The sequence below is a fragment of the Staphylococcus sp. ACRSN genome (assembly GCF_022346615.1).
In the GTDB taxonomy this organism is placed as follows: domain Bacteria; phylum Bacillota; class Bacilli; order Staphylococcales; family Staphylococcaceae; genus Staphylococcus.
Genome location: NZ_JAKRNS010000004.1, coordinates 85,098 through 108,894 on the forward strand (window position 1 = coordinate 85,098; position 23,797 = coordinate 108,894).

Consider the following 23,797-nt stretch of genomic DNA (forward strand, 5'->3'; position numbering starts at 1 on the left):
CAAAATAACGCATATATTTCGCTACTTTGCCTTAATTAAATAAATCATTTTTACATATTTTTCATTGTAAATGTCATACTTTCAATTACATTTGTCAGTGCAGCTGCTGTATCTAATGATGTGAGACATGGTACTCCATTTTCAACTGAAGTTCTTCTTATTTGGAAGCCATCACGTTCAAATGTTTTACCTTTTGTCATTGTATTAATTACGATTTGAACTTCACCGTTTTGAATACGTGTTAGTAAATCGTCTTCTCCACCAATTTTACCTACTATTTCAGCTGGAATATTATTTTCTGATAGTTTATGTGCCGTACCTTCAGTCGCCAATATTTTATAGCCAACTTCATTCAGACGATGTGCGATACTTAAAATTTCTTCTTTATCTTTATCACTCACTGTCATTAATACTGTGCCATGGTCTTTTACCTCAACACCACTTGCAGTTAATCCTTTGAATAGCGCTTTTTCCATCGTTAAATCTTTCCCCATCACTTCACCAGTGGATTTCATTTCAGGTCCTAGTGTAATATCAACGTTTTTTAGCTTGTTAAAGCTAAATACTGGCGCTTTCACGAATACACCTTCTGTATATGGTTGAATTCCAGCTTTATAACCATGATCTGTTAATTTTTCACCGATGATTGCTCGCATCGCAAGTTGTGCCATTTGTATATCAGTAATTTTACTTAAGAATGGTACTGTACGACTTGATCGTGGATTTACTTCTAATACATAAACGCCATCATGTGCAATAACAAATTGAATGTTTATCAATCCAATAATATTTAATCCTTTTGCTAATCGAATCGTATAATCTTCTAAAGTAGCAATTTCCTCTTGTGATAATGTTTGTGGCGGATATACTGCGATAGAGTCACCAGAATGGACACCTGCACGTTCAATATGTTCCATAATTCCTGGAATAATTACTGTTTCACCATCTGAAATAGCATCGACTTCTATTTCTTTACCTGTTAAATATCTATCGACAAGCACCGGATGATCAGGACTCGCTTTTACTGCTTGATTCATGTAATCTTCTAATTCTGCATCACTATTTACAATTTCCATCGCACGACCGCCTAATACATAAGAAGGACGCACTACGACCGGGTAACCAATATTTCGTGCATTTTCTAATGCACCTTCAGGTGATGTAGCTGTCTTACCTTTGGGTTGTGGTACATCGATTGTATGCAATAATGCTTCGAATTCTTTTCTATCTTCAGCTCTATTTAAATCTTCTAAGGTAGTTCCTAAAATTTCCACACCATTTTTGGATAATTTATCTGCCAAGTTAATTGCAGTTTGACCTCCAAATTGAACCACTACCCCTTTTGGTTGTTCCAGATTAATAATATTCATTACATCTTCTTCTGTTAAAGGTTCAAAGTATAATTTATCTGAAATTGAAAAGTCTGTAGATACAGTTTCAGGATTATTATTGACGATGATTGCTTCATAACCAACTTGTTGGATTGCCCATACAGCATGGACTGTTGCATAGTCAAACTCAACACCTTGTCCAATACGAATAGGTCCTGAACCTAAAACTAATATTTTTTCTTTTTCAGTAACAATAGATTCATTTTCTTGTTCATACGTACCATAATAGTACGGTGTAGTAGATTCAAACTCTGCCGCACATGTGTCTACCATTTTATAAACTGGAATGATGTTATTTTCTTTTCTTAATTGATACACTTCTTGTTCTGTCATATCAAAACGGTGTGCGATAACACGATCACTAAACCCATAATCTTTAGCGAATTTTAGATAATCAACATTGCCTTTGTTTTCCTTTAATTGTCTTTCAATATCAATAATATGTTGGAATTTATTTAAGAAGAAATAATCTATTTGAGTCATTTCATGAATTTCTTCAAGTGTTGTTCCACGACGAATCGCTTCGCCAATAAAGAATAGGCGTTCATCATCTTGGTCATTGATACGTTCTTTTATATAAGTTAAATCGTATGTCTCACCATTTGGCAGTCCTAAGTGATGTACACCATATTCTAATGAACGTATTGCTTTTAATAATGATTCTTCATAGGTTCTACCAATTGCCATTACTTCGCCGGTTGCTTTCATTTGTGTACCTAAGACACGTTCTCCTTTTTCAAATTTATCAAATGGGAAACGTGGAATCTTTGATATTACATAGTCTAATGCTGGTTCAAATGCTGCATATGATGTTCCAGTAACTGGGTTCAACATCTCATCTAATGTTAATCCCACCGCAATTTTAGCTGCAAGTTTAGCGATAGGATATCCTGTCGCTTTTGATGCTAAGGCAGATGAACGTGATACACGTGGATTAACTTCAATAATATAATAATCCATTGAATGTGGATCTAAGGCTAATTGAACATTACAACCGCCTTCGATGCCTAATGCTCTAATTACTTTTAATGATACGTCACGTAACATTTGATATTCAACATCTGATAAAGTTTGGCTCGGCGCAACTACAATTGAATCACCTGTATGTATACCAACAGGGTCAATATTTTCCATATTACAGACCACAATTGCATTGTCGTTATGATCTCGCATTACTTCATATTCTATTTCTTTAAATCCTGCAATAGATTTTTCAATTAAACATTGTGTTGCAGGACTATAGTGTAAACCATTTGATACAATTTCCTTTAATTCTGCATCATTATGGCAAATACCACCACCAGTACCACCCATAGTAAATGCTGGTCTTACTATTAAGGGATAGCCCACTTGTTCTTTAAATTCAAAAGCCTGTTCAACTGTATTTACAATATCACTTTCAGGTACTGCTACACCTAAGTCATTCATCAATGTTCTGAATAGTTCTCTATCCTCTGCTTGTTGAATAGATTCTAATTTCGTACCTAGTAACTGAACATTATTAGCTTTTAATACACCACTATCGTGTAGTTGAATAGCCATGTTTAATCCAGTTTGTCCACCAAGCGTAGGTAGTAAAGCATCCGGTTGTTCTTTACGAATGATGCGTGCAATAAAGTCATGTGTCAGTGGTTCAATATAGACTTTATCTGCAATTTCAGTATCAGTCATAATTGTAGCTGGGTTTGAATTTACTAAGATTACACGGTAACCTTCTTCTTTTAATGCTAAGCAAGCTTGTGTTCCCGCATAGTCAAATTCTGCTGCTTGACCTATAATAATTGGTCCTGAACCTATAACTAAAATTGTTTTTATATCATTACGTTTAGGCATTTGTAATTCGCTCCTTCGCTTTATATTCGTTCATCATTGCGATAAATTCATCAAATAAATAATTTGAATCAGATGGACCTGGACAAGCCTCAGGGTGATATTGTACTGAAAACGCAGGCAATGTTTTATGTCTCAAGCCTTCAACTGTACCATCATTTATTGCGATATGTGTAATTTCTAAGTCTGTATTTGCTAATGAGTCTTTATCGATTGCATAACCATGATTTTGACTTGTTAATGCTACTTTACCTGTCTTCAAGTCTTTTACAGGATGATTTGCACCCCTATGGCCAAATTTCATTTTGAATGAAGTAGCGCCTTGTGAGAGTGCAAACAATTGATGACCAAGACATATGCCAAAGAATGGAATATTACCTAATATACCTTTTATCATCTCTACTGCAACTTGCACTTCTTCTGGATCGCCAGGGCCATTAGATAACATCACACCATCAGGTGACATTCTTATGATTGTTTCTGCACTAGTGTCATATGGAACAACGGTTACATTACAACCTCGTTCATTTAATTCCCTAACGATGTTTTGTTTTTTACCAAAATCAACTAATACAACACTTAACTCATTTCCAGTTGAAACGTAAGGTGTTTTAGTTGAAACAGTCTGAACCTCACTTCGAGGTAATACTGTAGTTTGTAATTGATCAATAAGTGTTACTATTTCAGACTTATCATCTGTAAACGCTGCTTTTAACACGCCATGTTTTCTTATTTTTCTCGTTATACTTCTAGTGTCTACACCAGAAATTCCAGGTATTTCAAATTCAACCAATACCTCATGTAACGTTTTTTGTTTACGGAAGTTACTTGGATGCATACTTGCTTCCTTTACTACAACGCCATTTAATGTTGGTACAAGCGATTCGAAATCATCTCGGTTAATACCATAATTTCCAATTAGAGGATAAGTAAATGTAATAATTTGTCCCGTATAAGATGGGTCTGAAATTGTTTCTTGATAACCTGTCATTGCAGTATTAAAAACAATCTCTCCTACCGATAATTTATCTGACCCTAATTGATAACCTTCATAGTAAGAACCGTCTTCTAAAACAAGATAGCGTTTTTGCAACATTATTTTTCCTCCTTAAATTTAACTTCGCCTTCGACTATAGTTAATACAGGTGTTCCATATACTTTATAACCGATAAAAGGTGTATTATGCCCTTTCGAAGCAAATTCTTCCGACTTAATTTCATTTTCTTTTTCTAAATTAATAACTGTAATATCTGCAATTCCGCCTTCTTCAAGACGACCATATGGTAAATCAAATGTCTGTGCCGGTTTTATAGTTAAATAGTCAACTAATTGTTGTAATGACCAATCCCCATTTTTAACAAAATGCGTATATAATAATGGGAATGCTGTTTCACTACCGACTATGCCAAATGGCGCTTTTGTCATAGGTTGCGCTTTTTCTTCAGCAGCATGCGGTGCATGATCTGTAGCAATGCAGTCAATCGTACCATCCAATAACGCTTCGATTAGCGCATCTCTATCTTCTTTACTTCTCAATGGTGGATTCATTTTATAAATAGCATCATCACCTGGAACATCATCTTCTGTTAACAACAAATGATGTGGTGTAACCTCAGCAGTAACATGTATACCTGCTTTTTTAGCATCACGTATAGCACGTACGCTTTCTTTTGTTGATACATGGCATACATGGTAATGTGCACCAGCAGCTTCAGCTAATAAGACATCACGTGCAATTTGTACTGCTTCACAAATATTAGGTATACCTGGAATACCTAATGCTTCGCTACGTTTCCCTTCATGCATTGCACCACCATAGATTAAACTATTATCTTCACAGTGTGCTACAACTGCTTTATTTACCTTGGCAGCCTTTTGCATTGCTTCATACATCATATTAGCTTGTTGTACGCCGACACCATCATCGGTGAAAGCAAATGCACCTTTGTCCGCCAATGTTTTAAAATCTACATGATCTTTACCAGCTTGTCTAACAGTAATAGCAGCGTATGGTAGTACTCTAACTTGTGCATTTTCTTCAATTAACTGGTTTAAACGCTCTAAATTTTCCTCTGAATCAGGTACTGGTCGAGTATTTGGCATAGGACATACTGTAGTAAACCCACCTCTAGCTGCAGCTTTCGTACCAGTTTCAATCGTTTCTTTATGTTCGCCTCCTGGTTCACGCAAGTGTACATGTACATCAACTAATCCTGGAGCTACAAATTGACCTTTTACATCAATTACTTCTACACCTGAGTCTACTTCGATTTGTGGTGCTATTTGTTTAATGTATTGTCCCTCAATTAGAATTGAAGTTGATACCAGTTCATTGTTTTTTAAAATCTTTGCATTAGTTAGTAATTTCATCTTTTTCTACCCCTTTTGTTTGTAAGATATAGTCTATAACTGCCATGCGTAAGTACATGCCATTTTCCATTTGTTTGAAAATACGTGACTTTGGTGCCTCAACTAAACAATCATCAATTTCAACGCCTCTATTAACCGGTGCTGGATGCATAATAATTGCATCTTCATGAAGTTTGTTATATCTCTCCTGCGTAAGTCCAAATGTTTCATGATAGTTTTCTGATTCAAAGCTTGCTAATTCTCCTGTGTCGTGTCTCTCATGTTGCACTCTTAACAACATTACAATATCAACACGATCAATCACATGATCAATATCGACATATGGTGCATTAAGTGATTCATCCTTCCAAGCTTCAGGACTTGAAAACATTACATTTGCGCCAAGTGCCGTTAAGCTTTGATAATTACTTCTTGCTACACGTGAATTTTTAATATCTCCACATATTAAAATATTCAAACCCTTAAAATCATTGTATTCTTCAAATATAGTCATGATATCGAGTAAACTTTGAGTTGGGTGTTGGCCACTGCCATCCCCTCCGTTAATGATTGGTATATTCAAACTTTCTAATTCATCGTAATATGTGGTTTGTGAATGTCTTATTACCAGAACATCTGCACCAACCTGTTCAAGTGTTTTACACGTATCATAAAGTGTTTCACCTTTTTGAACAGATGAAGTTGTTGTTTCAAAATCAATTAATTTCAACCCCAACTTTTGTTCTGCTACTAAAAAACTACTTTTGGTTCTTGTTGAATTTTCAAAGAATAAATTTGCGACAAATTTATCTTCGTAATTTCGAGGCTTCAATTCACCTTTTTTGATATCACTTGCCCGCTTTATCAATTCATAAATTTCATTTGTAGTAAGATGTTCCATCGATAATAGATTATCCATCACTTTCAGCCTCCTCATATCACAATGATTTTAGTTCGTTTCTACCTTCTCTTTTGGTAAAATTAAATTTAATATAATGCCTGCTAATGCTGCTAAAGCCATTCCTTCAATTTCTAGCTTTATGCCTAATCCATGTAGTTTAAATACTAAGTTACCAATACCTATAACCAGAATTACAGATGCAATGACTAGATTTCTGTTACTTGAAAAATCAACTTCACTTTCTACTAACATCCTCAAACCACTAGCTGCAATAATACCGAATAATAATATCGATACACCGCCCATTACTGGTGTAGGTATTGAAGATACCAATGCAGTGAATTTTTCTACAAATCCTAGAACAATCGCAACGACGGCAGCACCGCCAATGACATAAATACTATAAATTTTTGTAATTGCTAACACACCTATATTCTCACCATACGTTGTACTTGGTGGGCCACCTATCAGACTTGCAAACATTGTCGATACACCATCTCCGATAATCGATTTATCTAACCCTGGGTCTTTGAAAAAGTTTTTACCCACGATTTTATTTATTACCATTTGGTGACCAATATGTTCACTCACTGTCACAAACACAATTGGGATTAATACTAATATCAGACCTATATGAATGGATGGCGTATAGTCTCTAAATGGGACATATACTTCTGGTAAGTGTAGCCATTTCGCTTCTGCAATTGGCTTGAAATTAACTAAGCCCATAAATATAGATACAATGTATCCTGTTATTATTCCAATCAATACAGGTATGAGTGATAAGAATCCTTTGAAAAATCCTTGAACAAGTATCGTAACTAATAATGTAATCATCGCAACTGCCAGGTAACTTAAGTTATAACCTTTCATGTCTGATGAATTCTCAAACATAGCCATGTTCACTGCTGTTGGTGCCAAACTTAATCCGATAACCATTATTACTGGTCCTACCACAACTGGAGGAAGTAATTTCATTAGCCACCCTGTACCACTTATTTTTATTGCTAATCCAATCAATACATACATCACACCGCTCATAAATAGTGCGGTTAACATATCTCCTAAGCTATGTGAATTTAAACCTGATATAATCGGCGTGATAAAAGCAAAACTTGAGCCCAAATATGCGGGGATTTTTGCTTGAGTAATTAATATATATAACAATGTTCCGATGCCTGATGCTAAAAGTGCTGATGATATCGGTAATCCAGTTAGAAAAGGGACAAGTACGGTTGAGCCAAACATTGCAAAAAGATGTTGTGTACTTAAAAACGCCCACTGTCCTAATTTAGGCTTGTCACGTACATCTAATACTGGTTTAACCGTCCTTTCAAACATTGTTTCATTTTCCATTGCAAATTCGCTTCCTTTCATAAAAAAAATCTCTTTACATCTTATTCATGTAAAGAGACTTCGAAGGGTCTATCACAGTAAGTAGCTTTCATTACTTACTTTTAAAATAGTATAATAAAAATTACTATTTTGTGATATATAGGTATAACAAGTCAATGCATCTTTTCTGAGTGTTATATTTGCACTTCAATTAATAAGCACTGCACTTGTACCAATCCTTTCTCAGTCTCTCGTACTGAATTAAAAGGTTATTATTCAATTACTACTGCATTTCTTGAGTCAATCTCATCTAAATAAACCGACACCGCTTCTTCACGAGCTGTTGGGATATTTTTTCCGACAAAGTCAGCTCGTATCGGTAATTCTCGATGACCACGATCCACTAGTGTAGCTAGCCCTATTTTTTTAGGTCTTGCGTACTGTAATACTGCATCTAAAGAAGCACGTACCGTTCTACCAGTATATAGTACATCATCTATTATAATTACTACTTGATTCGTTATATTAACATCAATTTCATAGGTTTCTTCATTAGTTTGTACTGTTCTATTTTCTAAATCATCTCGAAATTGTGTAATGTCTATTGTTCCAGTTGGCACTACCTTTTCTTCGATGTTTTCTATCTTTTGTTGTATACGACGTGCTAAAAATGCGCCTCTTGTTTTAATACCTAGTAAGATTAAATTATCAGTACCTTTGTTATATTCTAATATTTCATGTGCAATACGAGTGATAGTACGTTGTATCGCGGCTTCGTCCATAATAACGCGTTCTGACATTTTAGGCACCTACCTTAGTTCATTTTTAAGTTGCTATATCGACAAGATGATACAAAGAAAACCTCATATCTTCAATGAAGACATGAGGTTTCTAAATAATCGTATCACAAATGGACTAGAGATATTTCTAGATAAGAAGACGCTTTCTCTTTTATGAATATGGAAAATTCATGTTGGCTATGCACGAATAAACTCGTTACATATATTCATCTGTGTACAGTTATTAAATTCATGTCTTCGAAGCCTCTCTGGACTTTCATTTAAAGACGTGCGTTCGCTTTATTAAACTGTCATTATAATATCATGATTTGATGTATTGTGCAAGAACGTTTCCTAGGCTAACGTTAAATTAAAATGCATAAATACACTTTACTTATTATATGTAAAATATATTATCATAATGTATTTTCTGTTATTAACCTAACCGGTTAAAATCTACTCAAATTATAGAATTGCCATCCAAAAAGCCTCATCATCAAATTGACTGGTGTCAGTATTGATCATGAGGCTTAATATGACAATAAATAATATTACCGTTAAATCATGCTATCAATTATTGATCACTTTTTCTAATATCACTTAACAACTGTTCAAAATCACTTGGTAGTTCAGCTGTTCTTTCAATATATTCACCCGTAACAGGATGTTCAAAACCAATCACACCCGCATGAAGTGCTTGACCACCAATATCCAACGTTTTCTTCGGTCCATACTTAGGATCCCCAACTAATGGAAAACCAATATATTTCATGTGCACACGAATTTGATGCGTTCGACCAGTTTCTAATTGACACTCAACTAATGTATAATTTTTAAAATGTTCTAGAACATTAAAATGAGTTACAGCTTCTTTACCATCATCTACAACATCCATAGATTGACGATCATTTTTATTTCTACCAATTGGTGCATCGATTGTACCGTAATCATGTGGAATATTTCCATGTACTAAAGCCACATATTTACGATTAACAGATTTGTCGATCAATTGTTCAACTAACCCACGATGAGCAATATCATTTTTCGCCACCATCAACAAACCGGATGTATCTTTATCTATACGGTGTACGATACCTGGACGGATTTCTCCATTGATACCTGATAAATTTTTCATTTGATACATTAACCCATTTACCAAAGTGCCTGAATAATGACCAGCGGAAGGATGAACCACGATACCTTTAGGTTTATAAACAATTGCAACATCGTTATCTTCATAATATATATCTAAATTCATATTTTCTGGCTTAATATCTGTTTCAACAATTTCTTTTTCTGTAACTACAATTTGATCATTCATTTTTATCTTATAATTGGACTTTACTAACTTACCATTTGCTTTAACTAATGAAAGTTTTATCCAATCTTGAATTTGAGTTCTTGACCAATCTGAATTCAATTCCGGTAATACTTTATCTATACGTTGACCTACAAATTCTGCTTGATCTATTGTAAACTCATGATTACTCATATTTGTAATCCTCCTATGCTTCTTTTTTCATATCTGTTAATAATGCGACAATAATTAGCACTACACCTATTGTTAAACTGGCATCTGCAACATTAAATATTGGAAAGTTATAACCCAAAAGATATGTATCGATAAAGTCCACGACTTCTCCATGTAATACACGATCAATAAAATTACCTAATGCACCTGCAAATAATAAACTTATGGCAACTTGCATGAGTAAATTTTGCTTTGCTTCTTTAATATAAAATATTATAAGTACAACAAGAATTATAATTGTAATGATATAAAAGAAACTCATTTTCCCACTTAATATTCCCCAAGCTGCCCCATTATTTCTATGTGATGTAATATTTAAAAAATTTGGAATAACTTCGAATGAATCCCCAATTTTCATTGAACTAGCTATAATAAATTTAGTAATTTGATCTAAGATTAAAATAACAATCGTAATGAATAAAGAAATACCTAAATAGTACTGACGTTTCATGCCTGTACCTCCTATTCTACTATCTGACGCTTTTACAACAACTTTCATTATAGCTTAATCAAACTTATAAAAAAAGTTACAGTTTATATATATCAAATTTAATTTTGTAGATAGTAACAGTTTATCACTTTATGATACCTTCTATTCCTTTATATATTTTTTCCATATCAAAATGTGAGCAGAATGTTTCTTATATTCATCAATAACTTTCATAGCAAATACTTCTACACACATACTTCAATTATGCTTGATCATTCTTTTTAGGATGAATGATATGATACTTTTTTATCACATTCGGACTAATATCTCTTTTTGTAATTTCAAATGGTTTGTAAAAATTCATTTCAACAACTTCCACTGTACCGTCAGTAAATTTTCTTTCTATGTATGCAACATGTCCATATTTACCTTTGGTTGTTTGCAAAATACTTCCAACTTTTGGATTTTTATCAACACGATATCCTTCATTTTGAGCATGCATTTTCCAATATTTTGCATCACCCCAATTTATGCCAATTTTATGTCCATCATTTCTAACTTTTTCAAAAACATAGCTTGTGCATTGACCCTTCACATACGTGTTATGTTTCATAGAATTCATAGACCATAACTTATTTTCTGGTTCTGTCATATCTCGATTATCTATACCCTCATAAGCTGCCATTCCAGTAATAATTAAACTAAACGTTAGCAATATTGTAATCCTTTTTTTCATGACATACCCTACCTTCGTAATATCAATTAATACATGCTTACGGCTAACGACAAGTTCAATTAATAATCGCTTATTAAAAAATATATTATTATATTGATTCAGTTTATTTCCTATACCCGTTTGACTTAAATAAATTGATTAAAGATAAAATAATATTAACTTAATAAATGTAGAGGATCATATTCATATTGACATAAAAAGAAGCTACTTGCCTTTACGAACAACAGCAAGTAGCTTCAAAATTTAATAATTTATATTATTTTTTATGACAATCTTTTGAAATTAATTATACTAAAGTTTTTACAACTTCTTGACAACGTGGGCATAAGTGATCTAATTCGCCTACTGATCCTAACTCCTCGCTATAATTCCAACAACGCTCACATTTTTCACCATGGGCATGTTCAATTCTGATGTCTCCATATTGGTATGAAGTACCATTTTCAACTGAATCAACAATCTCAGCTTGAGATGTTATGAACAATTGTTGTAAATCATCAAATTGTTGTAAGAATGATTTAGCATCAAAGTTATCATTACTAGCAATAATAACTTTTGCTTCCAATGATTTACCAATTATTTTTTCACTACGGGCAACCTCTAACGCACGGTTTACATCATCACGTAATTTCATAAATGTATTCCATTTTTCTACAAATTCACTATCAGTTTCTACACACTCAGGCATACGTGTTAAGTGTACACTTTCTTCTTCAACGTGTGGAATATGAGACCATACTTCCTCAGATGTATGCGCTAGGATAGGTGCTAACAATTTAGTCATGTCAACAACGATTTGATATAACACAGTTTGCATACTGCGACGTTTTAGTGAATCTTGTTGTTCAATGTATAATATATCTTTACCATAATCTAAATAGAAATTACTCAATTCTACATTGATAAAGTTTTGTAGTTCTTGATAAATATCTAAATAATCATAATTATCATAATGATCTAATGTACTCGCAGTAAATTCACGTAATCTACTTAATACATATTTATCAACGTCTAGTAAATTCTCTTCTGCAACTGCATTCGTATTAGGATTGTAGTCGTTTAGATTTCCTAACATAAATCTCAATGTATTTCTGATTTTACGATATACATCTGAAGTTTGTTTTAAAATTTCATCAGAGATTCGAACATCTGCTAAGTAATCTACACTACTTACCCATAAACGTGCAATATCTGCACCTTTTTGTTTAACGATTTGGTCAGGTACGATTGTATTGCCTAATGATTTACTCATTTTTTTACCTTCACCATCCATTACAAAGCCATGTGATAATAGCATTTTATATGGTGATTGACCTCTTGTTGCTACAGATGTCGTAATTGAAGAGTTAAACCAACCACGATATTGGTCGCTACCTTCTAAGTACAAATCTGCTGGATATGATAATTCTGGTCTTTCTTCTAATACAGCTCTGTGTGAAGATCCTGAATCAAACCAAACATCCATAATGTCTGTTTCTTTTGTGAATTCACCGTTTGGACTTCCTGGATGCGTAAATCCTTCTGGTAATAAATCTTTTGCATCTTTTTCAAACCAGATATTAGAACCTGATTCTTGGAATAAATCTGCAACATGATTTACAGTTTCCTTCGTTAGGATAATGTCACCATTTTCGGCATAAAATACTGGTAGTGGTACACCCCATACACGTTGTCGAGAGATTACCCATTCGCCACGGTCACGAATCATGTTATAGATACGTGTTTTCCCCCAATCTACTTTAAATGTAGTGTCAGTAATCGCATCTAAAATATCTTGACGTACTTTATCAATTGAAGCAAACCATTGTGGTGTCGCTCTAAATATAACAGGTTTTTTCGTACGCCAGTCATGAGGATAGCTGTGTGTGATAAATTCCAATTTCAATAAAGCGCCTTTTTCTGATAATAAATCAGTAATTTCTTTATTCGCTTTATCGTAAAATAAGCCTTCAAATTGACCAGCTTCTTCTGTAAATACACCTTTATCATCCACAGGGCTGATAACAGGTAAATTGTATTTTTGTCCAACAATATAGTCATCTTCACCATGACCAGGTGCTGTGTGTACACAACCTGTACCTGCATCAGTTGTAACATGTAAGCCATTGATTACTAATGAAGTACGATCAACAAATGGGTGTTGTGCTTCAACATACTCTAATTCTTTACCTGTAAATGTTTTCTCTAATTTAACATCATTTTCATCCCAGCCAAGTGTTTCGGCAACACTGTTAGCCAAATCTTTACCAATAATATATTTCTCACCATTCACTTGATATTGACCATAAGCTAATTCAGGATGAACTGTAATTGCTACGTTCGATGGCAATGTCCATGGCGTTGTTGTCCAAATAACAAATTTAGCTTCTTCATCTACAATACCTTTACCATCTTTAACATCAAACGCTACAAAGATAGATGCTGAACGTTTATCATGATATTCAATTTCTGCTTCAGCTAATGATGATTCACTTGATGGTGACCAATAAACTGGCTTTTTACCTTTGTAAATTAAACCTTTATCTGCCATTTCACCAAATAAACGAATTTGTGCAGCTTCATATTCTGGTTTTAATGTGATATATGGGTTATCAAAATCACCTTTAATACCTAAACGTTTAAAGTCTGTTTTCTGTCCTTCAATTTGTTTCAAAGCAAATGCTTCACATTTTTCTCTGAATTCAGCAACAGATAATTCTTTACGCTTCACACCTTTTTTTGTTAATGCTTGTTCAATTGGTAAACCATGCGTATCCCAACCTGGTACATAAGGAGCATAAAAACCTTGCATAGATTTATAACGTGTAATGATATCTTTCAAGATTTTGTTTAGCGCATGCCCCATATGTAAATTACCATTTGCATATGGAGGACCATCGTGAAGTATATATGATGGATTTCCTTTGTTTTGATCTAATACTTTTTTGTAAATTTGCTTTGCTTCCCATTCTTCTTGAATCTTTGGTTCTTTGTTTGGTAATCCCCCACGCATTGGGAAGGCTGTTTTTGGCATTAATAACGTTTCTTTATAATCCATTGTTTACACTCCTTGTTACATTTTCTCTTTTGCATATAGTACTTCTATACAATAAAAAGAACTCTAAGTTCAATTAACAGGGACGATATTAACCGCGTTACCACCCTATTTAACTCAACTTAGAGTTCTCTCATTGCATCATATTTCACTTTAAACAACAGTGATATAAATAATACACATATAAAAGGCTTTCACTATCCCTTTTTCGCTTTGATATGTTACGTATTACTTACGTGTCTGTTATTTCTTTTCTTTATTATCAGTAATTGATTCAGATTGATTATTTGCTTCAGCTTTTGCTTTCACTGCTTTTTCTTCATCAGTCAATTCATTATCATGCAAATGATTGATGTTTTCTTCTGTTACTTGCTCTGAATCTAAATCATAATTTAGTAAATAGTCCCAGTCTTCATTCTTAAGCAAATCTAGTTGCGCTTCAACCAACATGCGGAATCTAGAACGGAATATTTTTGATTGACGTTTCATATCTTCCGTTTGGAATGATAAGCGACGTGCTTTTTCAACACCATCATTTACAATTTTATCTGCTTCAGCTTTTGCTTTAGCTATTGTTGCTTCAGCTTCCTTATTAGCAGCTTCTTTCGTTTCTTCTCCAGCTTTTTTCGCATGAATTAACGCATCACTAACAGATTGATGGACATCCTTATACGACTGGATATTTGTGTCTTTATCTTCAATTACTTTTTCTAATTGCTTTTTATCTTCTTTTAATCGTTCTATTTCATTACTTAATTGTTGTAAATAATCTTCAACTTCAGATGGTTCAAACCCATTTCTTGCTTGAGTAAAAGTTTTATTTTTAATTTCACTAGGTGTAAAAGGCATACATTATCCTCCCTTAATCATACACTATTTTATCTCTTACATAAATATGAGAAATTGTATTTTTAATAAGTTTATTTTATATACTATACTGTAATTGTTGCAACAAAATCAACAATTAATTCTCAATTCTAAATTGCATATCTCAATTAAAGTATAACATTATTTGAATAAAGTTTCGTATGAAATCCTCACTTTATCTTTTTTAGTGGTTCCACCTATTTCTGTAATTTGCGCACGGCCAAACCCTTGAATAGATAATAAATCTCCACTACCAACTTGAAAGTCCGCTGCATCAATAACTGTATGATTGACTTTGACACGTTTTTTATCTATTAATTGCTTTGCTATTGTTCTAGATTTACGTATCATTTCTTTTATAACTACATCAAGTCTTAATGCACTTACAGTTGTATGAAAAGACTTCCAATCCTCTTTAGATTGTATCATATCTTTTACCGGAATAGAATTAAGTTTAACTGTAGCACCATTAATTCGATTTAATTCTAAAATAATATAAGATTCTAATTGCTTTGTCAAAGTAAATTGCACTTGACCATTAAGCACTATATCCCCCAATTGATCCCTTTCAATACCTAACGACATAATGGTGCCGAGGATATGACGGTGTTGTAACGTTACGAATTTTTCAGGGTATTTTATTTCCATTAACACAATTTCAAAATCTTCTTCTTCTGGTTCAAAATAACTAGGCGCAATAATTGCACGTTTACGTTCAGCAAAAGTGCCCCCGTATAAATGGACGATTAAATCCTCAAAACTTCCGGCTAGCACTTCCAAGATATATTGTTCTCTTGGATCTAAAAAATGTGTTAATACGGGCGAAAATTGTTCATTTGCGCGATTACATTTATCCAATAAGTTATCGATTAAAGGTTGTTCTTCTTTTCTAAAATGTTGATAAATATCTATTTTATATCACTCCAAATACAATATAAAAGCACCTCTCGTCATCTATTCATAACGCAAGGTGCTTAATTATTAATTCAAATTAAACTTAAATTCAATTTTACGGTTCTGAAATATTTTTATACTAAATGCGTTAATATCATGTTAAAAATACTTACTAAACCTCTTTGGAATAGCACGAGAACAATAATTGCTACAATTGACGAAATATCAATCATACCAATCGGTGGAATAATCTTACGAAACGGTTCCAAAAATGGCTCATATATTTTTTGTAAAAATTGGCCAAATTTATTTTCTCGAGCATTTGGAATCCAAGACATGAAGAAATACACAATCATGCCATAATAATAAATTTGAACTAAGAATAAAATAAATTTAAATACGATTGCTAATAATCCTACATCCATTTATTCTTACCTCTATTCACCTTGATATTCCATATTATCTATCTGGTCAGTAATATTACCAGCTACTTCAACATTGTCCGGTGTACATAAAAAGATATCTGTACCGACACGTTGAATATCTCCACCTATAGCGTAAACTGTTCCGCTTAAGAAATCGATGATTCTTTTTGCAGAAACTTTGTCAATGCGTTGTAAATTAACTAAAGTAGCACGGCGATTTTTAAGTTCATCAGCAATATCTTGTGTATCTGAGAATACGCGTGGCTCAAATAAACACATTTTAGAACTCTCTTGTGTAAAACCGAATTGATCTTGTTCTTGATTATTCATATTCACAACGTTCCTAGTATTATTATTTGATGTATTACTAGCCATTTGATACTTCCTTTCCCCCGTAGATTGGTTTAACCTAGAAGACTGTTTCTTAGGTACGGATTGTATCGCTCTTTGACGTTCATTACTCTCATTATTTGATTGTTCGTTAAAACTATTTTGAGACTGTGCTTGTTGTTTTTGGTGTTGTCTATTTTCCTCTTCAGGTGGTGCTTCCAATTGGTCATCTTCTTCTTCAACCACGAAAAATCCACTAAATAAATCTTTTAAAGCCACGGGGCTCACTCCTCTTTTCCTACAAGTTTAGTCCCAATTCTCACAAATGAAGCACCTTCCTCGGCAGCCAGATGGTAATCATTACTCATCCCCATCGACAACTCTGTGCATGGTGCATAATTTAAATTGAGCGCTTTAATTTCATCTCTTTTTATTCTTAATGTTTGGAACAAGCCTTTAATATACGACTCATCATCTGTTAACGGAGCCATCGTCATTAGACCGACTACTTCTATATTATCAAATTGTGCTAATTCTTCAATAAAAGTGTCTAATTCATCTAATGTCACACCTTGTTTAGATGCTTCGCCTGAAACATTAACTTGAACAAAGCATTTAATTGTGTGTGTTGCTCTCTTGTTTATTTCTTTTGCCAATTTAAGACGATCTAATGCGTGAAAGTAATCCACATCATTTATAACTTCTTTAACTTTCCTAGTCTGTAAAGCACCAATAAAGTGCATTGTCACGTCTTTTGGTAAGGCTTGTTGCTTTTGATAAAAACCTTCTATACGGTTTTCACCAAAATGTCTAATTCCAGCATTATATGCATCATTAGCTCGGTCTATTGTAACATACTTTGTCACTGCAATCACGTTTGGCAATGTTGAAATATTGTGTCCATTTACTGTTTCACGTAATTGTAATTCTATACTTTTGAAATTTTCACTTACGTTCATTTTTACCCATCCTTTAGTTTTGGCCAATATATGCCAGCATTCTACCAGTTTGTCCTTTTTCAATTCTATATGAGAAAAACAAATCCAAATTTTCTGATGTGGCATAGCTTGTTATATAAATATTTTCTGAAGGGACACCTGCTTGTTCTAATAATAATGCATTTGCTTTTTTTAAATCAATGCCATGTCGATTTACATCTCTTGTTTCGATATATTTCACCATATCAATCGGTAATGTTGCAAATTTTGACTTTATATCATCATTAATCTCATAAGAGTTTGATGTAGCAGGGCCTATAACCACTTGTAAATCATTTAAATCAAATTCAATTTTATCAACCATTTCTAAAACAATCTGACTAACCGTTCCTCGCCAACCAGCATGTGCTAATCCAATAAACTGATGTTTTTCGCTATAAAAATAGATTGGTACACAATCTGCATAACACATCGTTAACAATAGATTTTTTTGATATGAATACATCCCATCAATACCATGAAGTTGTTCTGACAATTCATCGATGTTTACACCCTTATGCTCATCTGTAATTTCAATCACTTTGTTTTCATGGGTTTGAATAGGAAATACCCAATTTGCTCTGTCAAATTGAATTATATCAGCAACTAGTTGTTGATGTTTAGTAATATTGTTAGGATTGTCTGTAATATACCTCGCCATATTGAGGGCTCGTTCTGGATAGGCACTATAGCCACCATTACGTGTTGTGATTCCTAGTTTAACATGTTCCATTTCCTCATTCTTATATTCTAAAATATAACTATTTTCTACAAATTTTTCTGGCATTTTTAAACCCTCCAATAATTGTTCTACATGTTCTTCTATAACATTGTAGTTCCGCTCTTTTCTTGTTTGACTGTTACATTTATCAATTTGAATAGTCGTATGCCCATAACTTGAATGTAAATCTAAAAAAGTCACCAGATCTGGGACCTGATGACATAGATACTGTAATTATTTCTAACTTCAGCTTAAATATATATTTTTCAGAAGTAAAAGTCGCAATATTAACGTCTAGTTCTTCTTGAACGTCTTTCTTCTCTATTTCTGATGAAGCTAGGAATATCATCTTCATTTGTTGTATGACTTCTGCTTTCAGTATTGCTTTCAGTTGAGTGAGATGCTGATGCCGCACTTGAACTTATAGTTGATTCATTTGATGTCACACTACCACTTGTAGCGCTACTACCAAAACCAGTGTTTGAAGCTTTGCGACCTTGTGATGAAGGTTTGTCTTCAAAACCAGTAGCAATAACTGTAACCACAATTTCATCTTGTAATTCAGGGTTAATAACTGTACCGAAAATCATATTCACATCTTCATCAGCAGCATCTTGTACAATATCTGCAGCTTCTTGAGCTTCGAAAAGTGAAAGTGATTCTCCACCAGTAATATTCATTAGCACACCTTGTGCACCTACGATTGAAGTTTCAAGTAATGGTGAAGAAATAGCTTTTTTAGCTGCTTCTACTGCACGATTTTCACCAGAAGAAACACCGATACCCATTAATGCAGAACCTTGGTTAGACATGATTGTCTTAACGTCAGCAAAGTCTAAGTTTACTTCACCAGATACAGCGATTAAATCAGAAATACCTTGTACACCTTGACGTAGTACATTATCAGCTTCTTTAAATGCTTCCATCATAGGTGTTGATTTATCAACGATATCAAGTAATCTATCGTTAGGGATAACGATTAATGTATCTACAGCAGCTTTCATAGCTTCTACGCCTGCAGCAGCTTGTGTTTGACGCTTACGTCCTTCAAATCCGAATGGACGCGTAACTACACCTACTGTTAACGCTCCCATTTCTTTTGCAATTTTTGCAACAACTGGCGCAGCACCTGTACCAGTTCCGCCACCCATACCAGCAGTTACGAATACCATATCTGCACCTTGAATAGCGTCTTCTATTTGTTCACGTGACTCTTCAGCAGCTTTTTTTCCAATTTCAGGGTTAGCTCCTGCGCCTAATCCACGTGTTAATTTTTCTCCAATTTGGATTTTAGACTCAGCTTTAGATAAGTTTAAAGCTTGTCCGTCCGTATTGATTGAAATAAACTCAACATTGTTCATACCATGGTCAATCATTCGGTTTACAGCGTTGTTTCCGCCGCCCCCTACACCGATGACTTTTAACGTCGCTAAATGATTAAATCCTTGTTCAAATTCTAACATTTATATTTCCTCCTAGTTTTAATGGCCAATCAATCGAATAGAGATTTCATCAGTTTTTTAAATTTACTTTCGTCTTTTTGTTCATTGTGTTGAGACGTATGTTCAGCGTCTTCATTGACGTTTACTTCCTCATCATATGTCTCAGTCACTTGTGAATCTTCTGAAGGTGAGTCTGATGTTGGTGCTTCATCTTGCTTATTCGATTTTTTCTTAAACCAATCAAATCCGCTTGTTTTTGTATTGTTCGTCGTCTCATCAGATTCGATAACTTCTTCTTCGAATTCTTCACTGTCATGATTACTTATTGTAACATAATCTAGCAATTCGTCGAAAGTAATGCTACTAGAAATTGTTGAAATTGCCGATGAAAATTCAGGTTTTCTGATTCCCATTTGTGAAGGTGTGTGTATTCTTACTTTTTCACTCACCATGTCTTGTAATAATTCTTTGACACCTAATAGGTTAGCTGAACCTCCAGTAACTACAAAACCACCATTAACTTTTGTTAATTGTAATTCTTGTAATACATCAAACACTTCAAAGAATATGTCTTCAACGCGTGCTTCGATAATATCAGCTAAATCTTTTTGCGTAAATTGTGCATCTTCATCACTATCAATTTGATCAACTGTAAACACATCTTGATCTGAAGCAGAATCAAAGAAAGCGTGTCCATATTGATGCTTGATTTTTTCTGCCGTCTCATAAGAAGTATTTAACCCTTCGGCAATATCTTCAGTTATGTCGCGACCAGCCATTTCAATTGCGTCAGCATCAACAAGTTCTCCACGCTCATAGAACGCAAGTTGTGTTAAATCTTCACCAATATCAATGACACATGCACCAAGTTCTTTTTCAGTAGCTGTAAGAACTGAATTATAGTTATATGCATCAGAATAGACATCTAATACATCTACACCACATGATTCTACACATTTAATCATATTAATTAAAATTGATTTTTGTATCGCAATTACACCAGCATTAACTTTAAGACTATGTCTTGCGATTAATTCTTTTGGATCTGATACTTCATTGTCACCATCAACTAGAAATTTAATTGGAAACGCGTTAATGATTTCTGTTTCTGGCACATTATTTTTTTCTCTAATACCTTCCAGTACTTGTTCAATATGAGTACCGTTTAATTCAGTATCTTCATAAAATTCAATTTCATTGGATTCATCAAACACCTCAGTGCCGACAATCGGAAGTTTAAGAAATACTTCTTTAATGTCTACACCTGAAGCAATAGAAGCTTTTTTAATTGTATCTTTCACAGCTTGTTTCGCAATATCGAAATCATCTATTTGACCATTTTTAATTCCACTCGTATAGGTTTGTCCTGTACCTATCACATTTATTCCATTGTGAAATTTTTCGCCTACTATTGTTTTTACACTTGATGAACCGATATCTATACTTACATAATAATGCTCTTCCATAGATAGGCACCTCCTGACAGTTACATAATCAAGTTCACACTATTAACAGTTTACAATACAGTTTAACCGTTGTGAACTATAAACACATGTATTTGTCTAAATTTTTTAATTATTTTTGTCTTTCTTCTTATTTATCTTATTTAAAGCACTTTGTAACTGATCTTTGGCTTTATCTTCTTGGTTATTTCCTTCTTCTACATTCTTATCACTCTCTGATTTCTGATCAGTTCCATTACTATATGGTATGAAAGAAGCACCAACTGATAAATCAATATAACCAGCTTTTTTCAAGTTACCACTTTCATCTCGATCTAGCGACTGTGACATTTGTGGATAATATTTCATTTTGCTACCAATCGTATTTAAATTACCAACAATTTGTATATTATCAGTAGTAAATAACTTAACTTGATTTTGCATATTAGCTTGTGGATCGTATTGCACTTCAGATATTAAGCCTCTCACTTTAGAAGGCATTTCTGCAAGTTGACGTATAATCTTAGATTTTCTTTCTTTATCAAAACCATCTATGATTGGACCATCATCTAGCACACTGTCTTGGAAATTTTCTAGTTCAGTGCCATCTTCTGTAATCGGAACATATTTATCTTTCTTTTTAATTAATGCCACAATTTGATCTTCTGTTACTTTCACTGTCATTTTATTTGGAAAATGCTTAGTTACTTTTGCATCTTTAACCAATGTATTTTCTTTTAACTTATCTTCGGCTTTTGAAGTACTATAAGTATACATTCTTGAATCTTTTTTAACATCAATAGCTTTTGTAATATCACTTTTCGACACATTATTATTTCCTTTTATCTCTACACTACTTATTTTACTTAAAGGCGTAAACATGTAGATAAGTATTAACAAGATAAAAAACAACAATACACCGAACACTGAATATTGAATCTGCTTTTGCCTTTTACGTCGTAGTGCACGCTTTTCTTTTAAATATTCAGAGTCAAATTCGCGTACTTTATCGGCCATGTTTTTTCACATCCTTTAGAAAGATGGCAAGTGCGCTTTGAATCTATTAATGAATTTTTCTCCACGCTCTTCAAAAGTATTGTATTGATCCCAACTCGCACATGCAGGAGATAACAATACTACATCATTTGGTTCTATAATAGATTGTATCTTATCAACTGCATCTTCCACATCTATAGCTTTAACAACATATTTACCTTGGCTTTCACCTAAGTTCACAAATTTATTTTGCGTTTCTCCAAATGTAACCATCACACGCACATTATTCATATATGGAATAAGTTCATCAAAATCGTTACCTCTGTCTAATCCACCACACAACCATATAATTGGTTGCTCAAATGAATTAAGTGCAAATTGAGTTGCTAATGTGTTTGTCGCTTTCGAATCATTATAATATTTATTTGTTTTATTTGTGCCAATATATTGCAATCGGTGCTCAATTCCAGAGAATGTTGTCAAACTTTCAATAATTGCACGAACTGAAATGCCTGCCAATAGTGCTGCCAATACTGCAGCTAAAATGTTTTCTAAGTTATGTTCACCAGGTAACACTAAATCATCTTTATGTATGATTCTGAAACCTTTAAATACGATATAACCATCTTTAACATAAATACCATCAACCTCTTGTTGTGTTGAGAAATAATATGTTTTTGCTTTTAAAGTTTCTGATTCAATTAAGTGTCTTTGGTGATAATTACAAATCAGATAATCATCTTCTGTTTGATTTTCATAAATCTTTTTCTTTGCATTTTGATAGTTTTCTAAAGTTTCGTGATAATCAATGTGTGCAGAATAAATATTTGTGATTATTGCAATATGTGGTTTGTACTGTTCTATTCCTAGCAATTGGAAAGAAGATAGTTCAGTAACTAAATAGTCATTACCACTCACCTCTTGTGCTACTTTTGATGCTACATAACCAATATTTCCAGATATCTTTCCAGTTACACGACTTTTTTGAAACATATCGCCTATCAATGATGTAACTGTCGTTTTTCCATTTGTACCAGTCACGCCTATAATCGGTGCTTCAGAAATTAAATAACTTAGTTCTACTTCTGTTAATATTTTCAATCCTTTTTTTACAGCAGCATCAATTAATGGTACATGATAAGGAATACCCGGATTTTTAATAATCACTGGGTTATTATCTAACAACGATAGTGGATGTTCACCACCAATTACTGTAATACCCATATTTTCTAAATCTTTAGCATGTGAATCATTACTAAGATCTTTTCCATCATTTACGATAACTTTTGCGCCAAGTTTATTGAGCAATTTAGCAGCTTCGTAACCACTTTTTGCTAATCCAACAACTAATACATCTTTGTTTTCTAACCCTGAATAATTTAGCAAT

Annotated in this window: 20 protein-coding genes; all 20 read right to left on the reverse strand. The window is 33.5% G+C overall.

Translation table 11 applies throughout. The features are described from left to right. Positions 1-50: 50 nt before the first annotated feature. On the reverse strand, positions 51-3,224 hold the full coding sequence (carB, locus tag MHZ36_RS05300) for a carbamoyl-phosphate synthase large subunit (RefSeq protein ID WP_239230084.1): 3,174 nt from the start codon (positions 3,222-3,224) through the stop codon (positions 51-53). After that, on the reverse strand, positions 3,217-4,317 hold the full coding sequence (locus MHZ36_RS05305) for a carbamoyl phosphate synthase small subunit (protein WP_239230086.1): 1,101 nt from the start codon (positions 4,315-4,317) through the stop codon (positions 3,217-3,219). The genes carB and MHZ36_RS05305 overlap by 8 nt, the downstream gene beginning before the upstream one ends. Continuing rightward, positions 4,317-5,591 (reverse strand): dihydroorotase, encoded by a 1,275-nt coding sequence (locus tag MHZ36_RS05310; protein WP_239230088.1) that lies wholly within the window; start codon positions 5,589-5,591, stop codon positions 4,317-4,319. The genes MHZ36_RS05305 and MHZ36_RS05310 overlap by 1 nt, the downstream gene beginning before the upstream one ends. Further along, entirely contained in the window at positions 5,575-6,489 is a 915-nt protein-coding gene (locus tag MHZ36_RS05315; RefSeq protein WP_239230090.1) for an aspartate carbamoyltransferase catalytic subunit, read from the reverse strand. The genes MHZ36_RS05310 and MHZ36_RS05315 overlap by 17 nt, the downstream gene beginning before the upstream one ends. Positions 6,490-6,519: 30 nt before the next feature. Beyond that, positions 6,520-7,827, reverse strand: a complete 1,308-nt coding sequence (locus tag MHZ36_RS05320; RefSeq protein WP_239230265.1) for a uracil-xanthine permease family protein — start codon at positions 7,825-7,827, stop codon at positions 6,520-6,522. Between the two features lie 251 nt (positions 7,828-8,078). Continuing rightward, the gene (pyrR, locus tag MHZ36_RS05325; RefSeq protein ID WP_239230091.1) at positions 8,079-8,606 is read right to left on the reverse strand and encodes a bifunctional pyr operon transcriptional regulator/uracil phosphoribosyltransferase PyrR; all 528 of its coding nucleotides are present in this window, start codon (positions 8,604-8,606) and stop codon (positions 8,079-8,081) included. A 553-nt stretch (positions 8,607-9,159) separates the two neighbouring features. Further along, positions 9,160-10,077 carry an RluA family pseudouridine synthase gene (locus tag MHZ36_RS05330; protein ID WP_239230092.1) on the reverse strand — a complete coding sequence of 306 codons (918 nt, stop codon included), beginning with the start codon at positions 10,075-10,077 and terminating at the stop codon, positions 9,160-9,162. A gap of 13 nt (positions 10,078-10,090) precedes the next feature. Then, positions 10,091-10,567 (reverse strand): signal peptidase II, encoded by a 477-nt coding sequence (lspA, locus tag MHZ36_RS05335; protein ID WP_239230093.1) that lies wholly within the window; start codon positions 10,565-10,567, stop codon positions 10,091-10,093. A gap of 241 nt (positions 10,568-10,808) precedes the next feature. After that, positions 10,809-11,282 carry a CHAP domain-containing protein gene (locus tag MHZ36_RS05340; RefSeq protein ID WP_239230094.1) on the reverse strand — a complete coding sequence of 158 codons (474 nt, stop codon included), beginning with the start codon at positions 11,280-11,282 and terminating at the stop codon, positions 10,809-10,811. Positions 11,283-11,568: 286 nt separating this feature from the next. Beyond that, entirely contained in the window at positions 11,569-14,319 is a 2,751-nt protein-coding gene (ileS, locus tag MHZ36_RS05345; RefSeq protein ID WP_239230095.1) for an isoleucine--tRNA ligase, read from the reverse strand. Between the two features lie 240 nt (positions 14,320-14,559). Further along, positions 14,560-15,165 carry a DivIVA domain-containing protein gene (locus tag MHZ36_RS05350; protein ID WP_239230096.1) on the reverse strand — a complete coding sequence of 202 codons (606 nt, stop codon included), beginning with the start codon at positions 15,163-15,165 and terminating at the stop codon, positions 14,560-14,562. Between the two features lie 159 nt (positions 15,166-15,324). Then, positions 15,325-16,095 carry a YlmH family RNA-binding protein gene (locus tag MHZ36_RS05355; protein WP_239230266.1) on the reverse strand — a complete coding sequence of 257 codons (771 nt, stop codon included), beginning with the start codon at positions 16,093-16,095 and terminating at the stop codon, positions 15,325-15,327. Positions 16,096-16,211: 116 nt separating this feature from the next. Then, the gene (locus tag MHZ36_RS05360; protein ID WP_239230097.1) at positions 16,212-16,502 is read right to left on the reverse strand and encodes a YggT family protein; all 291 of its coding nucleotides are present in this window, start codon (positions 16,500-16,502) and stop codon (positions 16,212-16,214) included. Positions 16,503-16,514: 12 nt separating this feature from the next. After that, a complete protein-coding gene (locus MHZ36_RS05365; RefSeq protein WP_239230098.1) occupies positions 16,515-17,111 on the reverse strand; it encodes a cell division protein SepF in 597 nt (198 codons plus the stop codon). A 5-nt stretch (positions 17,112-17,116) separates the two neighbouring features. Continuing rightward, positions 17,117-17,791 carry a YggS family pyridoxal phosphate-dependent enzyme gene (locus MHZ36_RS05370; protein WP_239230099.1) on the reverse strand — a complete coding sequence of 225 codons (675 nt, stop codon included), beginning with the start codon at positions 17,789-17,791 and terminating at the stop codon, positions 17,117-17,119. 13 nt (positions 17,792-17,804) lie between these two features. Continuing rightward, positions 17,805-18,596 carry a peptidoglycan editing factor PgeF gene (pgeF, locus tag MHZ36_RS05375; protein ID WP_239230101.1) on the reverse strand — a complete coding sequence of 264 codons (792 nt, stop codon included), beginning with the start codon at positions 18,594-18,596 and terminating at the stop codon, positions 17,805-17,807. 221 nt (positions 18,597-18,817) lie between these two features. Continuing rightward, positions 18,818-19,993 (reverse strand): cell division protein FtsZ, encoded by a 1,176-nt coding sequence (gene ftsZ, locus MHZ36_RS05380; protein ID WP_239230103.1) that lies wholly within the window; start codon positions 19,991-19,993, stop codon positions 18,818-18,820. A 29-nt stretch (positions 19,994-20,022) separates the two neighbouring features. Beyond that, positions 20,023-21,438 carry a cell division protein FtsA gene (ftsA, locus tag MHZ36_RS05385; RefSeq protein ID WP_239230105.1) on the reverse strand — a complete coding sequence of 472 codons (1,416 nt, stop codon included), beginning with the start codon at positions 21,436-21,438 and terminating at the stop codon, positions 20,023-20,025. A 105-nt stretch (positions 21,439-21,543) separates the two neighbouring features. Next, on the reverse strand, positions 21,544-22,431 hold the full coding sequence (locus MHZ36_RS05390; RefSeq protein ID WP_239230107.1) for a cell division protein FtsQ/DivIB: 888 nt from the start codon (positions 22,429-22,431) through the stop codon (positions 21,544-21,546). 15 nt (positions 22,432-22,446) lie between these two features. Continuing rightward, positions 22,447-23,796, reverse strand: a complete 1,350-nt coding sequence (gene murD, locus MHZ36_RS05395; RefSeq protein WP_239230108.1) for a UDP-N-acetylmuramoyl-L-alanine--D-glutamate ligase — start codon at positions 23,794-23,796, stop codon at positions 22,447-22,449. Between the last annotated feature and the right edge of the window lies 1 nt (position 23,797).

What these genes read in the sequence shown, in the direction of transcription:
- carB (WP_239230084.1), bottom strand. Translation starts at nt 3,224, where the DNA reads ATGCCTAAACGTAATGATATAAAAACAATTTTAGTTATAGGTTCAGGA.
- MHZ36_RS05305 (WP_239230086.1), bottom strand. Translation starts at nt 4,317, where the DNA reads ATGTTGCAAAAACGCTATCTTGTTTTAGAAGACGGTTCTTACTATGAA.
- MHZ36_RS05310 (WP_239230088.1), bottom strand. Translation starts at nt 5,591, where the DNA reads ATGAAATTACTAACTAATGCAAAGATTTTAAAAAACAATGAACTGGTA.
- MHZ36_RS05315 (WP_239230090.1), bottom strand. Translation starts at nt 6,489, where the DNA reads ATGGATAATCTATTATCGATGGAACATCTTACTACAAATGAAATTTAT.
- MHZ36_RS05320 (WP_239230265.1), bottom strand. Translation starts at nt 7,827, where the DNA reads ATGGAAAATGAAACAATGTTTGAAAGGACGGTTAAACCAGTATTAGAT.
- pyrR (WP_239230091.1), bottom strand. Translation starts at nt 8,606, where the DNA reads ATGTCAGAACGCGTTATTATGGACGAAGCCGCGATACAACGTACTATC.
- MHZ36_RS05330 (WP_239230092.1), bottom strand. Translation starts at nt 10,077, where the DNA reads ATGAGTAATCATGAGTTTACAATAGATCAAGCAGAATTTGTAGGTCAA.
- lspA (WP_239230093.1), bottom strand. Translation starts at nt 10,567, where the DNA reads ATGAAACGTCAGTACTATTTAGGTATTTCTTTATTCATTACGATTGTT.
- MHZ36_RS05340 (WP_239230094.1), bottom strand. Translation starts at nt 11,282, where the DNA reads ATGAAAAAAAGGATTACAATATTGCTAACGTTTAGTTTAATTATTACT.
- ileS (WP_239230095.1), bottom strand. Translation starts at nt 14,319, where the DNA reads ATGGATTATAAAGAAACGTTATTAATGCCAAAAACAGCCTTCCCAATG.
- MHZ36_RS05350 (WP_239230096.1), bottom strand. Translation starts at nt 15,165, where the DNA reads ATGCCTTTTACACCTAGTGAAATTAAAAATAAAACTTTTACTCAAGCA.
- MHZ36_RS05360 (WP_239230097.1), bottom strand. Translation starts at nt 16,502, where the DNA reads ATGGATGTAGGATTATTAGCAATCGTATTTAAATTTATTTTATTCTTA.
- MHZ36_RS05370 (WP_239230099.1), bottom strand. Translation starts at nt 17,791, where the DNA reads ATGAACGTAAGTGAAAATTTCAAAAGTATAGAATTACAATTACGTGAA.
- pgeF (WP_239230101.1), bottom strand. Translation starts at nt 18,596, where the DNA reads ATGCCAGAAAAATTTGTAGAAAATAGTTATATTTTAGAATATAAGAAT.
- ftsZ (WP_239230103.1), bottom strand. Translation starts at nt 19,993, where the DNA reads ATGTTAGAATTTGAACAAGGATTTAATCATTTAGCGACGTTAAAAGTC.
- ftsA (WP_239230105.1), bottom strand. Translation starts at nt 21,438, where the DNA reads ATGGAAGAGCATTATTATGTAAGTATAGATATCGGTTCATCAAGTGTA.
- MHZ36_RS05390 (WP_239230107.1), bottom strand. Translation starts at nt 22,431, where the DNA reads ATGGCCGATAAAGTACGCGAATTTGACTCTGAATATTTAAAAGAAAAG.